Here is a 19860-nt window from a genome sequence, read left to right as displayed (position 1 = left end):
TTTATTCAAAGTAATGATGCTGGATAAATTCGCTGATATGCCGCAGGCCGGTGCGCGGCGAAAGATCATGGTTTTTGACCGACTGTAGCGTTTGCTGGAAGTAACGGTCGAAATCAGCGCGCGCAAACAGCAGGTGAAGCGCCTCTTCTTCGGCCTGTTTTTGTAACCAGTCCACAGACTGCTGTTGGCGAACTTTTTCCAGTCGGCCGCTGGCGGTAAGAGATGTTTTGAAGTCGGTTATCGCCTGCCAGATTTCCTCAATGCCTCGTTTTTCCAGTGCGCTACAGGCCAGAGCCTGCGGCTGCCACTCGTCGTACTTACGGCGCAGAATATGCAGGGCAGATTCATACATATGGCGGGCGATGGCGACGTTGGCCCGGTTTTCACCGTCGTCCTTGTTGATGACAATCAGGTCTGCCATCTCCATGATGCCTTTTTTGATCCCCTGCAGATCGTCCCCGCCACCGGCGATTTGTAGCGAGATAAAGCAATCGACCATGCGGGCCACTTCAGTTTCGGACTGTCCAACACCAACGGTTTCAACAATTACCACGTTGAAGCCCGCCGCTTCGCACAACAGCATTAACTCACGTGCGCGTTGACTGGTTCCCCCCAGATGGCCACTGGAGGGGACCGGGCGAATAAACGCTGCCTCTGCGCGTGCCAGTTCCGTCATCCGGGTCTTATCGCCAAGAATGCTGCCGCCGCTGACCGGACTGCTGGGATCGACGGCAATCACTGCCACCCGCAGTCCCTGGCGGATCAGCAACATGCCGAACGCTTCCAGAAAGGTACTTTTGCCCGCGCCAGGAGTGCCGGTAATTCCCAGACGCAGGGCGTTACCAGTGAATGGCATAATGGCGTCCAGCAATTGCGTGCTTAGCGCCTGATGTCGCGGATGGTGGCTCTCCACCAGCGTCATGGCCTGAGCGAGTGTGGTGCGATCGCCCATACGCAAGCGCTGGATGGTGTCTTCAAGCGTGGTGGTGTTAATCATGATGTTGACTGATACGGGTTAATACATCGCGGACGCTGTCGAGCATTGGTGTGCCGGGGCCATATATGGCCGCCACGCCGCGCTCTTGCAGGAAAGCGTAATCCTGCGGCGGGATAACACCTCCAGCCACCACGCAGATATCTTCTCGTCCCCAGCCTTTGAGTGCGGTGACCAGTTCCGGGATCAAGGTTTTATGACCCGCCGCCAGTGAAGATGAGCCGATCACATGCACATCATTTTCGATCGCCAGACGGGCTATTTCTTCCGGGGTGGAGAACATTGGACTGAGATCGACATCGAAACCGAGATCGGAATAGGCGCTGGCGATCACTTTCGCGCCGCGATCGTGGCCGTCCTGCCCCATTTTGGCGATCAGAATGCGTGGGCGACGACCATTGTCTGCCAGGAACTGTTCGGTTTGCGCAAGGATGGCATCAAATTCGCAGGCGGATTTATCGGACTGGTGGTAACTTTGCGCAATCACGCCAGTGACGCACTGGCTTGGCACCAGATAACGGTCAAAGGCGGCTTCCAGTGCGTCGGAGATTTCCCCGAGCGTGGCGCGAACGCGGGCAGCGCAGACTGCAGCGGCAAGCAAGTTTTCATTATGCCGCGCGGCGTGGGTGAGCGCGTTTAGCGCCGCTTTGACTGCGGCATCATCGCGGGTGGCACGGATGTGCTCCAGAGACGCGATCTGTTCGTTGCGCACTTTGACGTTGTCAATTTCCAGTACCGACGTTTCATCCTCTTTATCCAGTTTGTACTTGTTAACCCCAACAATGACGCGCTTGCCCTGGTCGATCAGCGACTGCTCACGGGCAGAGGCTTCTTCGATCATGCGTTTCGGCAATCCGGCTTCGATCGCTTTCGCCATCCCGCCCGCCTTATCAATCTGTTGAATGATCGCGCGCGCCTGTTTGACGATTTGATCGGTTAACGACTCGACGTAATACGATCCGGCCAGCGGATCAACGGTACGGCAGATTTCCGACTCCTCTTGAATAATGATCTGCGTATTACGTGCAATACGTGCGGAGAAATCAGTAGGCAGACCGAGCGCTTCATCAAAGGCGTTGGTGTGTAAAGACTGCGTGCCGCCAAGTGTGGCGCCGAGCGCTTCAATAGTGGTGCGGACTACGTTGTTATAAGGATCCTGTTCGGTCAGGCTCCAGCCGGAAGTCTGGCAGTGGGTGCGCAGGGCTAATGATTTCGGGTTTGTCGCGCCAAAACCGCTGACTGCCTCGCTCCACAGATAGCGCGCGGCGCGTAGCATGGCGACGTTCATAAACAGATCCATGCCGATGCCGAAGAAGAATGACAAACGTGGGGCGAAATCGTCGATTTTTAGCCCGGCAGAGAGTGCGGCTTTGATGTATTCAATGCCATCAGCCAGCGTAAACGCCACCTGCTGAACGCAGTTGGCTCCGGCTTCGCCCATGTGGTAACCACTGATGCTGATGGTATTAAAACGCGGCATGTTGCCTGAGCACCAGGCGATGATGTCGGCGATAATGCGCATTGAAGGTTTCGGTGGGTAAATATAGGTGTTACGGCACAGGTACTCTTTCAGAATGTCATTCTGGATGGTACCGGTGAGTAGCTCCGGTGATACACCTTGCTCCTCTGCGGCCACAATATAAAACGCCAGCACTGGCAGCACCGCGCCGTTCATGGTCATCGACACTGACATCTTATCGAGCGGGATCTGGTCGAACAGGACTTTCATGTCTTCTACTGTATCGATAGCTACGCCTGCCTTCCCAACGTCGCCTGCTACACGTGGATTGTCTGAGTCATAGCCCCGGTGGGTGGCAAGGTCAAAGGCGACGGAAAGCCCTTTTTGACCCGCGGCGAGGTTACGGCGGTAAAAAGCGTTGGACTCTTTAGCGGTGGAGAAACCGGCGTACTGCCGAATGGTCCACGGTTGCGCGGTATACATGGTTGCTCTCGGGCCACGTACGTAAGGCGGCAGGCCGGGGAGTGTGCCTGTTACTTCCAGATTATCGAGGTCAGCCTCAGTGTACAGCGGCTTGATGGAAATCCCTTCCGCCGTTTGTCGTTCCAGCGATTCGACGGTTTTGTCCCGTCGGCTGAGTTCTTTGTTGGCGAGTGTTTGCCACTCCTGTACGTTTGCCATTTTTTGCTCCGTATTACGCAATTAGTTGAATCTTTGCGAATACGGTGAGCTTTTTCATTGGGCTTGTCGCCAGCAAAAAATAGCCAACAGGGCGTCGTTTTTTGCCGCGTGGTGTGTTTTATTTTGTGATGAATTTCAAAGAAATGACGGAGATAATATGAGAGGTGTTAAGCCGGATAAACGAAGCGTCATCCGGCAATGAAATGAAAGGGTTAATCCTGGCGCAGCACGTTGTGCCCGTATGCCAGCAGTGCGTCAGTGACGTTGCGCATCATGCGGCTTTCCGGTGCAAAGCGGTGCCAGTACAGCATCCTGCGCTGGAATAAGCCCGGCGTTAAGTCGATAAGCTCACCGCTTTCCAGTTCTTTTTCTATCTGTAAGTGCGGGATCATGCAGCAGGTGGTGCCCTGGCGCGCTAATTGTACGAAGGCTTCGGACGAGTTAACGATATGGCATGGAACGCTGCCAGGCGGAAGATCGAAGTTTTGTTGCAGGAAGGCCTGGTGCATATCGTCAAGGTGGTCAAACGCCACCGCCGGCGCCTTCAGCAGGGCTGAGCGGGTGACGCCATTAGGAAAATAACGCTCGGCGAAAGGCTTTGATCCCACAAACAGGTAGTCAAGCGCGCCTAGCTTATCCACCAGACAGCTTGGCAGCGCCTGATGTTGAATACTCACCGCACCGACCACTTCACCGCGACGCAGGCGTTCCTGGGTGCGCGTTTCATCTTCAACCTGTAAATTCAGGCGAATCGGTGAGTTTGCCAGCACTGGTGCCAGCGCCGGGAGTAACCATGTCGCCAGGCTGTCGGCGTTCACCGCCAGAGAGAGCAACAGCGGGGTAGAGCCGGTTTGTTCATCGCCGAGCCACTCGTCTTCCAGCAGCTCAACCTGGCGCAGAAGCGCCAGCAGCTTTTGTCCCTGTTCAGTAGGACGAGGCGGTACGGTGCGCACCAGCAACGGTTGTCCGAACATATTCTCAAGCTGTTTTATGCGTTGTGAAACCGCGGATTGCGTGATGCACAGCTTTTGCGCAGCGCGCTCAAATCCTCGTTCACGAATAACCGCATCCAGTGCTTGTAGTGTTCTGTAGTCCGGACGTTTCATTGCTCTGACGTACTCCTGAAATTTTTGCGTGTTCTGCACTATGACACAATTTTTGGTTGGGTAAAGACGAAATCCGCCGCCTGCGAGCGGGTGTGGGGACATTTTTCTGCGCAATGTTCTATAATGCGCGTGAATTTTCACACCACAGGCGAAACGATCATGACGCAGGATGAACTGAAAAAAGCAGTAGGATGGGCGGCACTTCAGTATGTACAACCCGGCACCATTGTGGGCGTAGGTACAGGTTCAACAGCCGCACACTTTATTGATGCGCTGGGCACAATGAAAGGCCAGATTGAAGGCGCGGTGTCCAGTTCGGACGCATCGACTGAAAAACTCAAAAGCCTCGGCATCCACGTGTTCGATCTTAACGAAGTGGATAGCCTCGGCGTATATGTTGATGGTGCTGATGAAATTAACGGCCACATGCAGATGATTAAAGGTGGCGGTGCGGCGTTAACCCGTGAAAAAATTATTGCTTCAGTGGCGAAGAAATTTATCTGCATCGCTGATGCGTCTAAAGAAGTCGATATTCTCGGTAACTTTCCGCTGCCGGTAGAAGTTATCCCGATGGCGCGTAGCGCGGTTGCTCGCCAGTTAGTGAAACTGGGTGGGCGTCCTGAATACCGCCAGGGCGTGGTGACGGACAATGGTAATGTGATCCTCGACGTGCACGGCCTGGAGATCCTCGACGCCGTTGCTATGGAAAACGCCATTAATGCGATTCCAGGCGTTGTGACCGTAGGTTTGTTTGCCAATCGTGGCGCCGATGTGGCGCTGATTGGCACGGCTGATGGCGTGAAAACTATCGTAAAATGATCTGACGGGAGAGTCTTCTACCGTTAAAAAAATTTTGGCAGGGCAAATTTGGTGACATCTGTCACGTTTTCAATCTTGTCCTGCCGATCCCTCCAAAGAAAAAGTTATCACCAGTATTTTACTCTGACATTTCCCACTGAATGACACTTCTTCAGAACGACGACGCAAACGTTCATATTGCCGCAATATTATTTTTTGATATGTTGAAGAGGAGGATGAAAATCCCACACACAACACATCAGTTTGAACAAAAAAGACAGGGTCGGGTAAATGGGAAAGGTATCGCTGGAGAAAGACAAGATTAAATTTCTGCTGGTTGAAGGCGTGCATCAAAAAGCACTGGAAAGCCTTCGTGCGGCAGGTTACACCAACATCGAGTTTCATAAAGGCGCGTTGGACACAGAACAACTGAAAGAGTCCATCCGTGATGCCCACTTCATTGGCCTGCGATCCCGTACCCATCTGACTGAAGATGTTATTGAAGCCGCAGAGAAACTGGTTGCGATTGGCTGCTTCTGTATCGGTACCAATCAGGTTGACCTGAGCGCAGCGGCAAAACGCGGGATCCCTGTGTTTAACGCACCATTCTCTAACACGCGTTCTGTTGCCGAACTGGTTATTGGCGAGCTGTTGCTGCTGCTTCGCGGCGTTCCGGAGGCCAATGCTAAAGCGCACCGCGGCGTCTGGAATAAACTGGCTACCGGCTCTTTTGAGGCGCGTGGTAAAAAACTGGGGATTATCGGTTACGGCCACATTGGTACCCAGTTGGGCATTCTGGCGGAGTCGCTGGGGATGCATGTCTATTTCTATGATATCGAAAATAAACTACCTCTTGGTAACGCTACACAGGTACAGCATCTTTCCGATCTGCTGAATATGAGCGATGTGGTGAGTCTTCACGTACCGGAAAATGCATCAACGAAAAATTTGATGGGCGCAAAAGAGATTGCACTGATGAAACCGGGGGCGCTGTTGATCAACGCTGCTCGCGGAACGGTGGTCGATATTCCAGCGTTATGCGATGCGTTAGCAACTAAACATCTGGCAGGGGCAGCAATCGACGTATTCCCAACAGAGCCGGCGACCAACAGCGATCCATTCACCTCTCCGCTGTGCGATTTTGATAACGTGATCCTGACGCCGCACATTGGTGGGTCAACGCTGGAAGCGCAGGAAAACATCGGTCTGGAAGTGGCAGGTAAGCTTACGAAGTATTCCGACAACGGCTCTACGCTGTCTGCTGTCAACTTCCCGGAAGTTTCGCTGCCGCTGCATGGTGGTCGTCGCCTGATGCACATTCACGAAAATCGTCCGGGCGTATTGACCGCGCTGAACCAAATCTTCGCTGAGCAGGGCGTTAACATTGCCGCGCAGTATCTGCAAACCTCCGCGCAGGTGGGGTATGTGGTTATTGATATCGAGGCGGATGAAGATGTGGCGGAGAAAGCGCTGCTGGCGATGAAAGCCATTCCAGGAACAATTCGCGCGCGCATGCTGTACTAATTATGCTTTTGACAAGCAGGCTGCGGCCTGCTTGTTGTTAATACAGCGTTGCCGCTGCTTGGTCAAAAAGGGGCAATCGCTGCATTTTAGCTTTGACATCACTTCTCCCATCGTCTCTTCCCTGACAACCCCTTTTCTCAATACTGTTAACTTTTCTACCGCTTACATCATTCACAAGAGCGTTTGCGAAGCTTGCCGCAGAAGGAGAGTAAAGGCTGTATAGCGCATTGTGTCAATACAGTGACAATTTACGATAGCGGGGCAGCATGGGGCTGAAACGGTAAAAGCCCTCACCGAAGGGAGGGCTTAAAGGAGAAGGGTTATGATGAAGTCAGTCATCATACTGATTGTACTGTTACTCGTAAGTTTCGCAGCTTATTAACAGTCAGTCACAGGGGAGGAGTAATCCTCCCTTACCCTTACTCACTAAACTAGGTTAAAGAATCAGCAAAGTCAATCCAGGTAATTTGGTTTTTGTCACCCTTACCATTCCCACACTTTTGACGGCGTCACCACCGCAGGCAGTGGGATATCCCACTCTTCGACCGGTAGTTTTTCGACTAACTGGCAATCATGTGCATAGCCCACGGGCTGGATCTTATATTGCTGCCAGTTTTGTAATGTGCGGTCGTAAAAACCTCCGCCCATTCCCAGACGCTGTCCGTCTTCATCAAATGCGACTAGCGGTGTGATAAGTACATCCAGTTTCGACAGCGGCAATACGTCGCGTACATCCAGTTTAGGTTCCTGGATTTTTAACCGGTTTGTCACCAGGTCGCTGTGCGGATGATAGTGCAGAAACAGTAAGTTACCGGGGCTGAACGGATGCAGAACCGGAAGGTAGACACGCTTGCCAGCCCGCCAGAGCTGTTCGATCAGCGGTTGGGTATCAAGTTCACCATCAAAGGAGAGAAAAACCGCTACGGTGTGTGCCAGTACAACAGGGGGATAGCTCAGCATTCTGGTCGCAGCCTGCTGACCGAACTGGATTTGTTGTTCAGAAGTAAGCGAACGGCGACGCTGACGGATCAGTTGACGAATTTCTTGCCGGGATAATGGAAGTTCAGGAAGTAGTGTCATGGCTGTAGCCAGGTAGAAGGGAATCTCCGAGATGCCGCCGCAGGCTGTAACCCTTGAACCCTTGGTTCAAGGTGAATGCGTCGTCACAGTTTTAAGGCTTCTCGGACGGGCCGAGCATGCTCACCAACCATGGAGCGCCACATTCTTGTGGTATGAAATATCGGCTCAGGGGACTGGCCCGCTTGCAAACATCTCAGAGAAATTTTGTCTTCACGGTCACTCTACCACAGTAAACCGAAAAGTGTTATTCAAAGTTTTGGGGCGTTTTTTCGGTAATGCGACCCTGATCAAGCAACGCCTGTTCAATGGTTTGTTGCAGCATCCGAATACGCTGTTCCATGCTCGCCGCGTAGTCACGCGTCTTCGCTTTTTCCTGAGTTAACTCATAGCTGATGTTCAACGCGGCGATGAAAACCAACTGCTCAGTATTTGTGACTCTAGTGCGAACTTTCAGATCTTGCAATCGCTGATTCAGATCGTCCGCAGCCTGATTCAACGCATCCCTTTGTTCAGGCGGGCAATTCACTCGCAGTGAACGGCCAAATATTTGGATATCGACGGGTTGTGCAGACATGCCACCTTCCTGCTGATTGACTGCGCTGCCTTCGTCTCCAGACCTTGGGTCTGCGAAGGGGCGACACTATAGCTACCCTGGTATCAAGATACAAGCCCTTTTCTGGTCCACCAGGGTCCAAAGTGGTAGCATATCATGAATATCCTCCCTTTGATGACGAATGCTTATGTCTATACAGAACGAAATGCCTGGTTACAACGAAGTTAGCCAGTTTTTGAACCAACAAGGGGCTGGATTGACCCCTGCCGAAATGCACGGTTTGATCAGTGGGATGATTTGCGGCGGTAACAACGACAGCTCATGGCAGCCGCTGTTGCACGACCTGACGAATGAAGGCCTGGCCTTTGGTCATGAGCTGGCCCAGGCTCTGGTTAAAATGCACTCAGCCACCAGTGATGCCCTGGAAGACGACGGTTTTCTTTTTCAGCTTTATCTGCCTGAGGGAGACGATGTCAGCGTCTTCGAACGTGCCGATGCGCTGGCAGGTTGGGTAAACCACTTTTTGCTTGGTCTCGGTGTCACCCAACCTAAGCTCGATAAAGTGACCGGCGAAACCGGCGAAGCTATCGACGATCTGCGTAATATTGCTCAGTTGGGATACGACGAAGACGAAGATCAGGAAGAGCTGGAAATGTCGCTCGAAGAGATCATTGAGTATGTGCGTGTTGCGGCTCTGCTATGTCATGACACATTTACACGTCAGCAGCCGACTGCACCAGAAGTACGTAAACCGACTTTGCACTAAGAACGAAACGCCAAGGAGAGTGTTATGACGCAGCAAGAGTATCTCCGTCGCCGCCGGGCTTTACTGGCACAAATGCAACCCGGCAGCGCCGCACTGATTTTCGCCGCCCCTGAAGCGACGCGCAGTGCGGACAGTGAATATCCATATCGCCAGAGCAGCGATTTTTGGTATTTCACTGGTTTTAACGAACCTGAAGCTGTGCTGGTGCTGATTAAAAGTGATGACACTCATAGCCATAGCGTTTTGTTCAATCGGGTACGTGACCTTACCGCAGAGATCTGGTTTGGCCGTCGTCTGGGGCAGGATGCTGCGCCGGAGAAACTGGGCGTTGACCGGGCGTTAGCCTTCAGCGAAATCAACCAGCAACTGCACCAACTGCTTAATGGTCTGGACGTGGTTTACCACGCACAAGGCGAATATGCGTATGCAGATGAGATAGTCTTCACTGCACTGGAAAAATTGCGTAAAGGTTCCAGACAAAATCTGAAAGCGCCGGTGGCTATTATTGACTGGCGCCCAATGGTGCATGAGATGCGCCTGTTTAAATCGCCAGAAGAGATCGCAGTGATGCGTCGCGCCGGAGAAATCACTGCTCTTGCGCACACCCGTGCGATGGAAAAATGTCGTCCAGGGATGTTTGAATACCAACTTGAAGGGGAAATTCACCACGAATTCACCCGTCATGGTGCGCGTTACCCGTCCTACAACACCATTGTCGGCAGTGGCGAAAACGGCTGTATCCTGCATTACACCGAAAATGAAAGTGAAATGCGCGATGGCGATCTGGTGTTGATTGACGCCGGGTGTGAATACAAAGGCTACGCAGGCGACATTACGCGTACCTTCCCGGTAAACGGCAAATTCACCCCTGCACAGCGCGAAATCTATGACATTGTGCTGGAATCGCTGGAAACCAGCTTGCGTCTGTATCGCCCCGGTACTTCCATCCAGGAGGTCACAGGTGAAGTGGTACGTATCATGATTACCGGTCTGGTGAAGCTCGGTATTCTGCATGGTGAAATTGACCAACTGATAGCCGATAACGCACACCGTCCTTTCTTTATGCATGGTCTTAGCCATTGGTTGGGGCTGGATGTACACGACGTTGGTGTTTATGGTCAGGATCGCTCACGTATTCTTGAACCGGGGATGGTGCTTACCGTAGAGCCAGGGCTGTACATCGCACCTGACGCCGACGTACCGCCCGCTTATCGCGGTATCGGTATTCGTATTGAAGATGACATCCTCATTACCGAAGACGGTAATGAAAACCTTACTTCTGGTGTGGTTAAGAGGGCGGATGAGATTGAAGCCTTAATGGCTGCGGCGCGACTGCAATGAGCGTAATTATCGTTGGTGGTGGTATGGTCGGCGCGACGCTGGCGCTGGCCATTTCTCAGCTTACCCATGGGACGCTACCGGTTCATCTGATTGAAGTGAGCGATCCAGAGGGCGATTGTCATCCGGGGTTTGACGCCAGGGCGATTGCGCTAGCGGCAGGTACCTGTCAACAGCTGGCGCGAATTGGCGTCTGGCAGGCAATAGCCGATTGCGCAACGGCGATTAAAACAGTACACGTCAGCGATCGTGGACATGCCGGGTTTGTTACGCTTGATGCGCACGAATACCGTATACCGGCACTGGGTCAGGTGGTGGAACTGCATGATGTTGGGCTGCGTTTGTTCGCACTGTTGCGCAAAGCGCGTGGTGTTACGCTGCATTGTCCTGATCGGGTTGCCAGCGTGTCGCGCACCCAGGAATGCGTTGAGGTCACGCTGGAGAATGGCGAAGTGATTACCGGTCGCGTGCTGGTAGCGGCTGACGGTACTCGCTCTGCGCTGGCTACCGCGTGCGGTGTTGAGTGGCAACAGCAACCTTACGAACAGTTGGCCGTGATTGCCAACGTCACAACCTCCGTTCCGCATAACGGACGGGCGTTTGAGCGCTTTACGCAACATGGCCCGCTGGCAATGTTGCCGATGTCAGATGGCCGATGCTCGCTGGTGTGGTGTCATCCGCTTGAGCGGCGTGATGAGATCTTGGCCTGGTCCGACGAACGGTTTTGCCGTGAACTGCAAACAGCATTTGGCTGGCGGCTGGGTCATATTACGCAAGCGGGTAAACGCAGTGCCTATCCGCTTTCATTAACCACAGCAGTGAAGGCAGTGACCCATCGTACTGTTCTGGTCGGCAATGCTGCACAAACGCTTCATCCGATTGCCGGACAAGGTTTTAACCTTGGAATGCGTGATGTCATGAGTCTTGCTGAAACGCTGACTCAGGCACATAGCACCGCCGAAGATATAGGCGATTATGCGGTGTTGTCACGTTATCAGCGACGTCGTCAGACTGACCGTGAAGCGACGATTGGCGTGACGAATAGCTTGGTGTATCTGTTTGCCAATCGCTGGGCTCCGTTGATCGTTGGGCGTAATGCCGGATTAATGGCGATGGAATTATTTACCCCCGCGCGAGATGCGCTGGCAGAGCGGACCCTGGGGTGGGTTGCGCGTTAATGATGGCCTGTAGACCAGTAGGCCTTATCTGGCCTACGGTATTTGATCGTCCCGTTTTCAGGAGCAAACAGTGCAAAGTGTTGATGTAGCAATTGTTGGTGGCGGCATGGTAGGACTGGCGGTTGCCTGCGGTTTGCAGGGCAGCGGGTTACGCGTTGCAGTGTTAGAACAACATGTTCCACACCCTCTGGCGACGGATGCTCCTCCTCAGCTTCGTGTGTCGGCAATTAATGCTGCCAGCGAAAAACTGCTTACCCGTCTTGGCGTATGGTCAGACATCGTCGCCCGCCGTGCCTGTTGTTATCACGGTATGGAAGTGTGGGATCGAGACAGTTTTGGGCGCATCGAATTTGATGACCAAAGCATGGGGTACAGCCATTTGGGACACATCGTAGAAAACGCGGTGGTCCATTACGCATTGTGGCAAAAGGCACAGCAGTCGGCGGATATTACGCTTATGGCCCCGGCAGAACTGCAGCAGGTGGCATGGGGTGAGAACGATGCTTTTCTGACCCTGAAGGACGGATCGATGCTGACCGCACGCCTGGTGATTGGTGCAGACGGCGCTCACTCCTGGCTGCGTAATAAAGCAGATATCCCGCTGACCTTCTGGGATTACCGGCATCATGCGCTGGTCGCGACTATTCGTACGCAGGAAGCACATGGTGCTGTTGCTCGCCAGGCATTCCATGGTGAGGGTATTCTGGCATTTTTACCGCTCAGTGACCCGCATCTGTGCTCCATTGTCTGGTCACTCTCGCCGCAGGAAGCTGAGCGTATGCAGCAGGCAAGCGTTGAAGAGTTTAACCAGGCGCTGAACATTGCCTTTGATAATCGTCTGGGGTTATGCCAACTCGAAAGCGAACGTCAGACGTTCCCGTTGACGGGGCGCTATGCTCGCCAGTTTGCCGCCCATCGTCTGGCACTGGTTGGCGATGCGGCGCATACCATCCATCCGCTGGCGGGCCAGGGGGTTAATCTTGGCTTTATGGATGCCGCAGAGCTGATTGATGAGCTTAAGCGCCTGCAACGCCAGGGGAAAGACATTGGCCAGCATCTCTACCTGCGTCGTTATGAGCGTAGCCGTAAGCACAGCGCGGCGCTGATGCTTGCTGGTATGCAAGGTTTCCGCGAACTGTTTGCCGGAGAAAACCCGGCGAAGAAACTGCTGCGTGATATTGGTCTGAAACTGGCTGATACCCTCCCTGGCGTAAAACCACAACTCCTCCGTCAGGCAATGGGATTAAACGACCTTCCTGAGTGGCTACGTTAACGTCCGAAAGGACAATTTTAAGAGTTTGAGACCCGTCACACTTTCCTCTCCCGGCCTGCGCGCCGGGACACTTATCTCATTTGAAATAATCTAATTCCACACCTTTTTTCGCATTAGTTTTTTTAATATTACTATTTTCTCATAACGCCATTTTTAACATTTTTTCCATATTTAATATGGATTGATGCTGATTATTTCAACATGTTCATATCAATTGCGCTGATTTAATGGCCTTTATGTGGTTTTTTATTCTGATGCAGATCCTGTCATTTTTAGTCATAAGCTAATGTGATGGTTAATTTTGACTTATGGTTTAGCGTCTATTTCGGTGGTAAGTTCAAGGCAAAGAGAACGTTTGCGTCGCAGCCCCCGGAGCGGCTGCGGTGCTGGGTTTCGTGGCGAAGATTTCACCACGAAAGAGTTGGTAGCCCCGCTTATTCAACGAGGAAAAGATGGCTCAACAGACTCCTTTGTACGAACAACACACGCTATGTGGCGCGCGCATGGTTGATTTCCATGGCTGGATGATGCCCCTGCATTATGGTTCTCAGCTCGATGAGCACCATGCTGTCCGCACCGATGCTGGTATGTTTGATGTTTCGCATATGACCATCGTCGATCTGCGCGGAAGCCGCACCCGGGAGTTCTTGCGCTATCTACTGGCAAACGACGTCGCGAAATTGACGAAAACCGGCAAAGCCCTTTATTCCGGTATGCTTAACGCTTCGGGTGGCGTGATAGATGACCTGATCGTCTACTACTTCACTGAAGACTTCTTCCGCCTCGTTGTAAACTCCGCCACCCGCGAAAAAGACCTCTCCTGGATTACCCAACACGCTGAACCTTATGCCATCGACATTACCGTTCGTGACGACCTGTCGATGATTGCGGTGCAAGGGCCAAATGCGCAGGCAAAAGCAGCCACGCTGTTTAATGAAGAACAACGTCATGCGGTAGAGGGCATGAAGCCTTTCTTCGGTGTGCAGGCTGGTGACTTGTTTATCGCAACCACTGGTTATACCGGCGAAGCGGGATATGAAATTGCCATGCCGAATGAAAAAGCGGCGGATTTCTGGCGCGCGCTGGTGGAAGCCGGTGTTAAGCCTTGCGGGCTGGGGGCACGTGATACGCTGCGCCTGGAAGCAGGTATGAACCTGTACAGCCAGGAAATGGATGAGAGTGTTTCTCCGCTGGCGGCCAACATGGGCTGGACTATTGCGTGGGAGCCTGCTGACCGTGACTTTATTGGCCGCGAAGCGCTGGAAATGCAACGTGAAAAAGGTCATGAACAGTTGGTTGGCCTGGTGATGACGGAGAAAGGTGTACTGCGTAATGAACTGCCAGTGCGTTTCACTGATGCTCAGGGCAACCTGCAGGAAGGAGTTATCACCAGCGGTACATTCTCTCCAACGCTGGGCTACAGCATCGCGCTGGCGCGCGTTCCAGCAGGCATCGGCGAGACAGCGATAGTGCAGATCCGCAACCGTGAAATGCCGGTAAAAGTGACTAAACCTATTTTTGTGCGTAACGGCAAAGCCGTCGCGTGATTCATCCTTTTTGGAGATTGATTGATGAGCAACGTACCAGCAGAACTGAAATACAGTAAAGAACACGAATGGCTGCGCAAAGAAGCTGATGGCTCTTACACCGTTGGTATCACCGAACACGCTCAGGAGCTGTTGGGCGATATGGTTTTTGTTGATCTGCCAGAAGTTGGCGCGACTGTCAGCGCAGGCGATGACTGCGCTGTTGCAGAATCCGTAAAAGCGGCTTCCGACATTTATGCGCCGGTGGGCGGTGAAATTGTTGCGGTTAACGACGCGCTCAGTGATTCCCCGGAACTGGTGAACAGCGAGCCATATACCGGTGGCTGGATCTTTAAGATCAAGGCCAGCGATGAAAGCGAAATTGAGTCGCTGCTGGATGCGACTGCATATGAAGCACTGTTAGAAGACGAGTAAATACGCTTCATTCTTCACGTTGCAGGAAGCCGTTGTGTCCTGCAACGAGAATTATTTCGTGTATTCAGGTAAGTAGATACACCTACGATTCACTGCACGTTTCAGGAACCATCGCCCATGACACAGACGTTAAGCCAGCTTGAAAACAGCGGCGCTTTCATTGAACGCCACATCGGACCGGACGCCGCGCAGCAGCAAGAGATGCTGAATGCGGTTGGCGCCGAGTCCTTAAACGCGCTGATCGGCCAGATTGTGCCGAAAGACATTCAGCTTGCAACCCCGCCGCAGGTGGGCGAGGCGGCGACCGAATACGCTGCGCTGGCTGAATTAAAAGCCATTGCCGGACGTAACAAGCGCTTCACGTCATACATTGGCATGGGCTATACCGCCGTGCAATTGCCGCCGGTTATTCTGCGCAACATGCTGGAAAACCCAGGCTGGTACACCGCCTATACGCCGTACCAACCAGAAGTTTCCCAGGGTCGTCTGGAAGCGCTGCTGAACTTCCAGCAGGTCACGCTGGATCTGACCGGTCTGGATATGGCTTCCGCTTCTCTGCTGGATGAAGCCACTGCCGCAGCGGAAGCTATGGCGATGGCAAAACGCGTCAGCAAACTAAAAAATGCCAACCGTTTCTTTGTCGCTTCTGATGTTCATCCGCAAACGCTGGATGTGGTTCGCACCCGTGCGGAAACCTTTGGCTTTGATGTCATTGTTGATGATGCGGCAAAAGCGCTGGATCATCAGGATGTGTTTGGCGTTCTGTTACAACAGGTTGGTACCACCGGTGAAGTTCACGACTACAGCAAACTGATTGCTGAACTGAAATCCCGTAAAGTCGTGGTCAGCGTTGCGGCTGATTTTATGGCGTTAGTGCTGCTGACTGCTCCGGGCAAACAGGGCGCTGACATTGTGTTTGGCTCTGCACAGCGCTTTGGCGTACCGATGGGCTATGGCGGCCCGCATGCGGCATTTTTTGCGGCAAAAGACGAATACAAACGCTCCATGCCAGGCCGCATTATCGGCGTATCGAAAGATGCAGCGGGTAACACTGCTCTGCGTATGGCGATGCAGACTCGCGAGCAACATATCCGCCGTGAGAAAGCGAACTCCAACATTTGTACCTCGCAGGTTCTGCTGGCAAATATCGCCAGCCTGTATGCCGTTTATCATGGCCCGGTTGGACTGAAACGCATTGCGAATCGTATCCATCGCCTGACCGATATTCTGGCGGCAGGTCTGCAACAGAAAGGGCTGAAGTTGCGTCACGCACACTACTTCGACACCCTGTGCGTAGAAGTAAGCGACAAAGCTGCCGTACTGGCGCGCGCTGAAGCGGCAGAAATCAACCTGCGCAGTGATATTCATAACGCGGTAGGTATTACGCTCGACGAAACCACCACCCGTGAAAATGTCGTGCAGTTGTTCAGTGTCCTGCTGGGCGACAGCCACGGTCTGAACATTGATGCTCTGGATAAAGACGTGGCCCTCGACAGCCGTTCTATTCAGGACAGCATGCTGCGCGATGATGCGATCCTGAGCCATCCGGTATTTAATCGCTACCATAGCGAAACCGAGATGATGCGCTATATGCATTCGCTGGAGCGTAAAGATCTGGCGCTGAACCAGGCGATGATCCCGCTGGGTTCCTGTACCATGAAATTGAACGCTGCCGCCGAGATGATCCCAATTACCTGGCCAGAATTCGCTGAACTGCATCCGTTCTGCCCCCCGGAACAGGCGGAAGGCTACCAGCAAATGATTGGTCAGCTGTCCGACTGGCTGGTAAAACTGACCGGTTATGATGCCGTTTGTATGCAGCCGAACTCCGGTGCACAGGGCGAATATGCGGGCCTGCTGGCTATTCGTCATTATCACGAAAGTCGTAACGAAGGGCATCGTGATATCTGTCTAATCCCGGCCTCTGCTCACGGTACTAACCCTGCTTCCGCGCAGATGGCGGGTATGCAGGTGGTAGTAGTGGCTTGTGATAAAAACGGCAACATCGATCTGGCTGATCTGCGTGCCAAAGCTGAGCAGGCGGGCGAAAACCTCTCCTGCATTATGGTGACCTATCCGTCCACTCACGGCGTCTATGAAGAAACCATCCGTGAAGTGTGTGAGATTGTGCATCAGTATGGCGGTCAGGTTTACCTGGATGGCGCGAACATGAACGCCCAGGTCGGTATCACCTCGCCGGGCTTTATCGGCGCGGATGTATCGCACCTTAACCTGCATAAAACCTTCTGCATTCCGCACGGCGGTGGTGGTCCGGGTATGGGACCAATTGGTGTTAAATCGCACCTCGCACCGTTTGTACCGGGGCACAGTGTTGTACAGATTGAAGGTATGCTCACCCGTCAGGGCGCAGTTTCTGCTGCACCGTTCGGCAGCGCATCTATTCTGCCAATCAGTTGGATGTATATCCGCATGATGGGGGCAGAAGGTTTGAAACAGGCGAGCCAGGTGGCGATTCTGAATGCCAACTACATTGCCAGCCGTCTGAAAGATGCCTATCCGGTACTGTATACCGGCCGCGATGGCCGTGTGGCGCACGAGTGTATTCTCGACATTCGCCCACTGAAAGAAGAAACCGGCATCAGTGAACTGGATATTGCTAAGCGCCTAATCGACTACGGCTTCCATGCGCCGACTATGTCTTTCCCGGTGGCGGGTACGCTGATGGTGGAACCAACGGAGTCTGAAGGTAAAGTGGAACTGGATCGCTTTATTAATGCGATGCTTGCAATCCGCGCAGAGATCGATCGCGTGAAAGCAGGCGAGTGGTCACTGGAAGATAACCCGCTGGTTAACTCTCCGCACACGCAGAACGAACTGGTTGCTGAGTGGAATCACGGTTATAGCCGCGAAATAGCGGTGTTCCCGACAGGTGTTGCGAATAAATACTGGCCGACAGTGAAGCGTCTTGATGACGTTTACGGTGACCGTAATCTGTTCTGCTCCTGCGTGCCGATGAGCGAATATCAGTAATACCTGAGGCATGAACGACAGGCCGGGTAAGCGCATGCGCCACCCGGCTTTTTTATTTCTGGAGAATACGAAATGGCAATCGCATTAGTGACAGGCGGCAGTCGCGGTATTGGGCGCGCCACTGCGCGGCAACTTGCAGAAGAGGGCTACACGGTCGCGGTTAACTTTCACCACAATATTCTTGCCGCAACAGAAGTCGTGAATAGCATTATCGCATCGGGTGGTAAGGCGTTTACCCTGCGGGCAGATATCAGTAATGAAAATCAGGTTATGGCGATGTTTGAAGCCATCGACCGCGAAGGAGAACCACTAACTGCACTGGTGAATAATGCCGGGATTTTGTTTGAACAGAGTACTGTGGAAAACTTATCCGCCGAGCGTATTAATCGTGTACTGGCTACTAATGTCACTGGATATTTCCTCTGTTGTCGGGAGGCCGTAAAGCGGATGTCTTTAAAACATGGTGGTCAGGGTGGGGCAATTGTTAATGTCTCCTCGGCAGCATCGCGGCTTGGCGCCCCTTTTGAGTACGTCGATTATGCTGCGTCGAAAGGGGCGGTAGATACGCTCACCACCGGTCTGGCACTTGAGGTGGCGGCACAGGGGATACGTGTGAATTGCGTGCGTCCTGGCCTTATCTACACCGAAATGCATGCCTCTGGCGGTGAGCCAGGCAGAGTTGATCGTGTGAAGTCTATGTTACCGATGCAGCGTGGCGGGCAACCGGAAGAGGTCGCTCAGGCGATCGCCTGGCTGTTAAGTGAGAAAGCATCTTATGTTACGGGGAGTTTTCTGGAGCTGGCAGGAGGGAAGTAATGTGTTCATTGCCGGACGGCGTTGCGCTAATCGGACCACAGGTTCGCAACCCGTTCCGTAGATTTATGCAACGGACTGCCGTTCTCCACAGGTGTTGAACCGGCAGTGCCATGAATTGGTTTTCCTGATAATTTGCATTTACAAGGACGCCATCCAGTATTAGCCCTCTGAGAAAATACCGAATCTGGCGACAGAGATACGGAAGTAAATAAATTCTCTTTCAGCGAAGCATATAAACTCTTAAATCGGAATTTGTATCTCAATTTTCCCGCATAATTTCCAGTACATTAAATTCGCTTGGTTTTAAATCCTCTTTGATTTATAGCGTATTAAATTCCATAAGTGATTCAAATGTATTTATTGTGAGGTTATTTCGGTGTTTTTATTTTTCATTTCAGGAAGGAATGATGAAGAGATTAAATTTATTATCATTAATAATATGTTTTGTATCTATGAATTCACTGGGGGCGGAAATAATGGATAAGCCATCACCCCCCAGTAAGTTGTTAGGTGCTCCTGTTAATACAGCAATTTCAGGAGGAGCGTTACTCCCGCAGGGAATGTTACTGACAGCAGTAAACAGTTCATTCCGTGATAAGGATGATCAAATAAAAGGCAGTGGAAGCCCTGATATCTACTCACAAATATGGCTACTTAAAATTCGTTACGGTTTTACTGACAGGCTCGAAGGTGTGACTGTTGGGTCTTATATTAACAATCGACGCGACAATATGTCTCCCGAACACATAGAAGGGTTAGGCGATCAGTCAGTTGGTCTGAGTTATGCATTATTGAGCCAGCGGGCGGGGGCGCCATTTTGGCTAACAGTTGGTGGCGCGGTGTTGCTACCGACAGGACAGGATGGAGATAACCATTTACCCGGTAATGGGGCGTGGGGTGCTCGGGCATCAGTTTCTTTAACGACGTTTTTTACCCCGAATATTAAAGGTGATATGGATTTTATATTCCAGGGTCCGTTTGAACGGGGAAATCAGGAGGTTAAACGTGGAAATGAGTTTCAATGGAATACCCAACTCCGCTATATGTGTAGCGAAATGCCGTGGGATATTGGAGTGGAGAGTACATATAGCCATAATGATTCAGGTACCCGGGAACTCTCAACGGGCCATGTGATAAATAATCATTCAGGTACCACCGAGTGGGCTATCGGCCCCTCTTTTAATGTTGCTATTGATTCAATAAATGTATGGCTTGGTTTTGGTTCATTCTTCCCTGTAATGCAAGAAGCCAAATCGGCGACCAAAATGGAAAATGTACGTTGGGAATTTAAAATCGGTAAAACCTGGTGATCTCTTTGTTTACGTACTTACCTGGCATCACG

Annotated in this window: 17 protein-coding genes and 1 other RNA gene; 12 read left to right on the top strand and 6 right to left on the bottom strand. The window is 52.3% G+C overall.

Translation table 11 applies throughout. The annotated features are described in order from the left end of the window. Position 1 precedes the first annotated feature (1 nt). The 3 genes from meaB to argP form a co-directional block, all read right to left on the bottom strand. The gene (gene meaB / locus AACS05_RS19535; protein ID WP_045447318.1) at positions 2-997 is read right to left on the bottom strand and encodes a methylmalonyl Co-A mutase-associated GTPase MeaB; all 996 of its coding nucleotides are present in this window, start codon (positions 995-997) and stop codon (positions 2-4) included. Next, on the bottom strand, positions 990-3134 hold the full coding sequence (gene scpA, locus AACS05_RS19530; protein ID WP_045447315.1) for a methylmalonyl-CoA mutase: 2145 nt from the start codon (positions 3132-3134) through the stop codon (positions 990-992). Before scpA ends, meaB begins: the two co-directional genes overlap by 8 nt. 212 nt (positions 3135-3346) lie before the next feature. After that, the gene (argP, locus tag AACS05_RS19525; RefSeq protein ID WP_003825477.1) at positions 3347-4240 is read right to left on the bottom strand and encodes a DNA-binding transcriptional regulator ArgP; all 894 of its coding nucleotides are present in this window, start codon (positions 4238-4240) and stop codon (positions 3347-3349) included. Positions 4241-4399: 159 nt separating this feature from the next. Between argP and rpiA the strand changes: the two genes are divergently transcribed. The 3 genes from rpiA to AACS05_RS19510 all read left to right on the top strand — a co-directional run bounded on the left by rpiA (position 4400) and on the right by AACS05_RS19510 (position 6944). Beyond that, positions 4400-5059, top strand: coding sequence for a ribose-5-phosphate isomerase RpiA (gene rpiA / locus AACS05_RS19520; protein WP_136345248.1), 660 nt, complete (start codon positions 4400-4402; stop codon positions 5057-5059). Positions 5060-5329: 270 nt separating this feature from the next. Continuing rightward, positions 5330-6562, top strand: a complete 1233-nt coding sequence (gene serA, locus AACS05_RS19515) for a phosphoglycerate dehydrogenase (RefSeq protein ID WP_045447305.1) — start codon at positions 5330-5332, stop codon at positions 6560-6562. A gap of 322 nt (positions 6563-6884) precedes the next feature. Beyond that, on the top strand, positions 6885-6944 hold the full coding sequence (locus tag AACS05_RS19510; protein WP_136345268.1) for a type I toxin-antitoxin system Ibs family toxin: 60 nt from the start codon (positions 6885-6887) through the stop codon (positions 6942-6944). 101 nt (positions 6945-7045) lie between these two features. On the opposite strand, the gene AACS05_RS19505 is transcribed toward AACS05_RS19510, so the two are convergent. The 3 genes from AACS05_RS19505 to zapA all read right to left on the bottom strand — a co-directional run bounded on the left by AACS05_RS19505 (position 7046) and on the right by zapA (position 8216). Continuing rightward, complete coding sequence (locus AACS05_RS19505; RefSeq protein ID WP_045447302.1) at positions 7046-7642, bottom strand: 5-formyltetrahydrofolate cyclo-ligase; 597 nt, start codon at positions 7640-7642, stop codon at positions 7046-7048. Between the two features lie 19 nt (positions 7643-7661). Beyond that, positions 7662-7845, bottom strand: a non-coding RNA gene (gene ssrS, locus AACS05_RS19500) — 6S RNA. A gap of 41 nt (positions 7846-7886) precedes the next feature. Next, positions 7887-8216 carry a cell division protein ZapA gene (gene zapA, locus AACS05_RS19495; RefSeq protein ID WP_045447299.1) on the bottom strand — a complete coding sequence of 110 codons (330 nt, stop codon included), beginning with the start codon at positions 8214-8216 and terminating at the stop codon, positions 7887-7889. Positions 8217-8382: 166 nt separating this feature from the next. Between zapA and AACS05_RS19490 the strand changes: the two genes are divergently transcribed. From AACS05_RS19490 to AACS05_RS19450, 9 genes are all read left to right on the top strand, one after another. Further along, positions 8383-8961, top strand: a complete 579-nt coding sequence (locus tag AACS05_RS19490; RefSeq protein ID WP_136345249.1) for a YecA/YgfB family protein — start codon at positions 8383-8385, stop codon at positions 8959-8961. A 24-nt stretch (positions 8962-8985) separates the two neighbouring features. Beyond that, complete coding sequence (gene pepP, locus AACS05_RS19485) at positions 8986-10302, top strand: Xaa-Pro aminopeptidase (RefSeq protein WP_045447294.1); 1317 nt, start codon at positions 8986-8988, stop codon at positions 10300-10302. Beyond that, positions 10299-11477, top strand: coding sequence for a 2-octaprenyl-6-methoxyphenyl hydroxylase (ubiH, locus tag AACS05_RS19480; protein ID WP_045447291.1), 1179 nt, complete (start codon positions 10299-10301; stop codon positions 11475-11477). The genes pepP and ubiH overlap by 4 nt, the downstream gene beginning before the upstream one ends. A gap of 70 nt (positions 11478-11547) precedes the next feature. Then, positions 11548-12750 (top strand): FAD-dependent 2-octaprenylphenol hydroxylase, encoded by a 1203-nt coding sequence (gene ubiI / locus AACS05_RS19475; RefSeq protein ID WP_045447288.1) that lies wholly within the window; start codon positions 11548-11550, stop codon positions 12748-12750. Positions 12751-13202: 452 nt separating this feature from the next. Continuing rightward, the gene (gcvT, locus tag AACS05_RS19470; RefSeq protein WP_045447285.1) at positions 13203-14297 is read left to right on the top strand and encodes a glycine cleavage system aminomethyltransferase GcvT; all 1095 of its coding nucleotides are present in this window, start codon (positions 13203-13205) and stop codon (positions 14295-14297) included. Between the two features lie 24 nt (positions 14298-14321). Beyond that, complete coding sequence (gene gcvH / locus AACS05_RS19465; RefSeq protein WP_045447282.1) at positions 14322-14711, top strand: glycine cleavage system protein GcvH; 390 nt, start codon at positions 14322-14324, stop codon at positions 14709-14711. A gap of 117 nt (positions 14712-14828) precedes the next feature. Further along, a complete protein-coding gene (gene gcvP, locus AACS05_RS19460; protein ID WP_045447279.1) occupies positions 14829-17702 on the top strand; it encodes an aminomethyl-transferring glycine dehydrogenase in 2874 nt (957 codons plus the stop codon). A gap of 72 nt (positions 17703-17774) precedes the next feature. After that, positions 17775-18518: an SDR family oxidoreductase gene (locus AACS05_RS19455; protein ID WP_045447275.1), complete on the top strand. Its 744-nt coding sequence runs from the start codon at positions 17775-17777 to the stop codon at positions 18516-18518. Positions 18519-18925: 407 nt separating this feature from the next. After that, on the top strand, positions 18926-19828 hold the full coding sequence (locus AACS05_RS19450) for a transporter (RefSeq protein ID WP_045447272.1): 903 nt from the start codon (positions 18926-18928) through the stop codon (positions 19826-19828). Positions 19829-19860: the final 32 nt, after the last annotated feature.

It is taken from the genome of Citrobacter sp. S-77 (assembly GCF_963864895.1).
Taxonomy (GTDB): Bacteria; Pseudomonadota; Gammaproteobacteria; order Enterobacterales; family Enterobacteriaceae; genus Citrobacter; species Citrobacter murliniae.
Note: the sequence above shows the minus strand (reverse complement) of the source record. Positions and strands in the feature narration are given on the sequence as shown.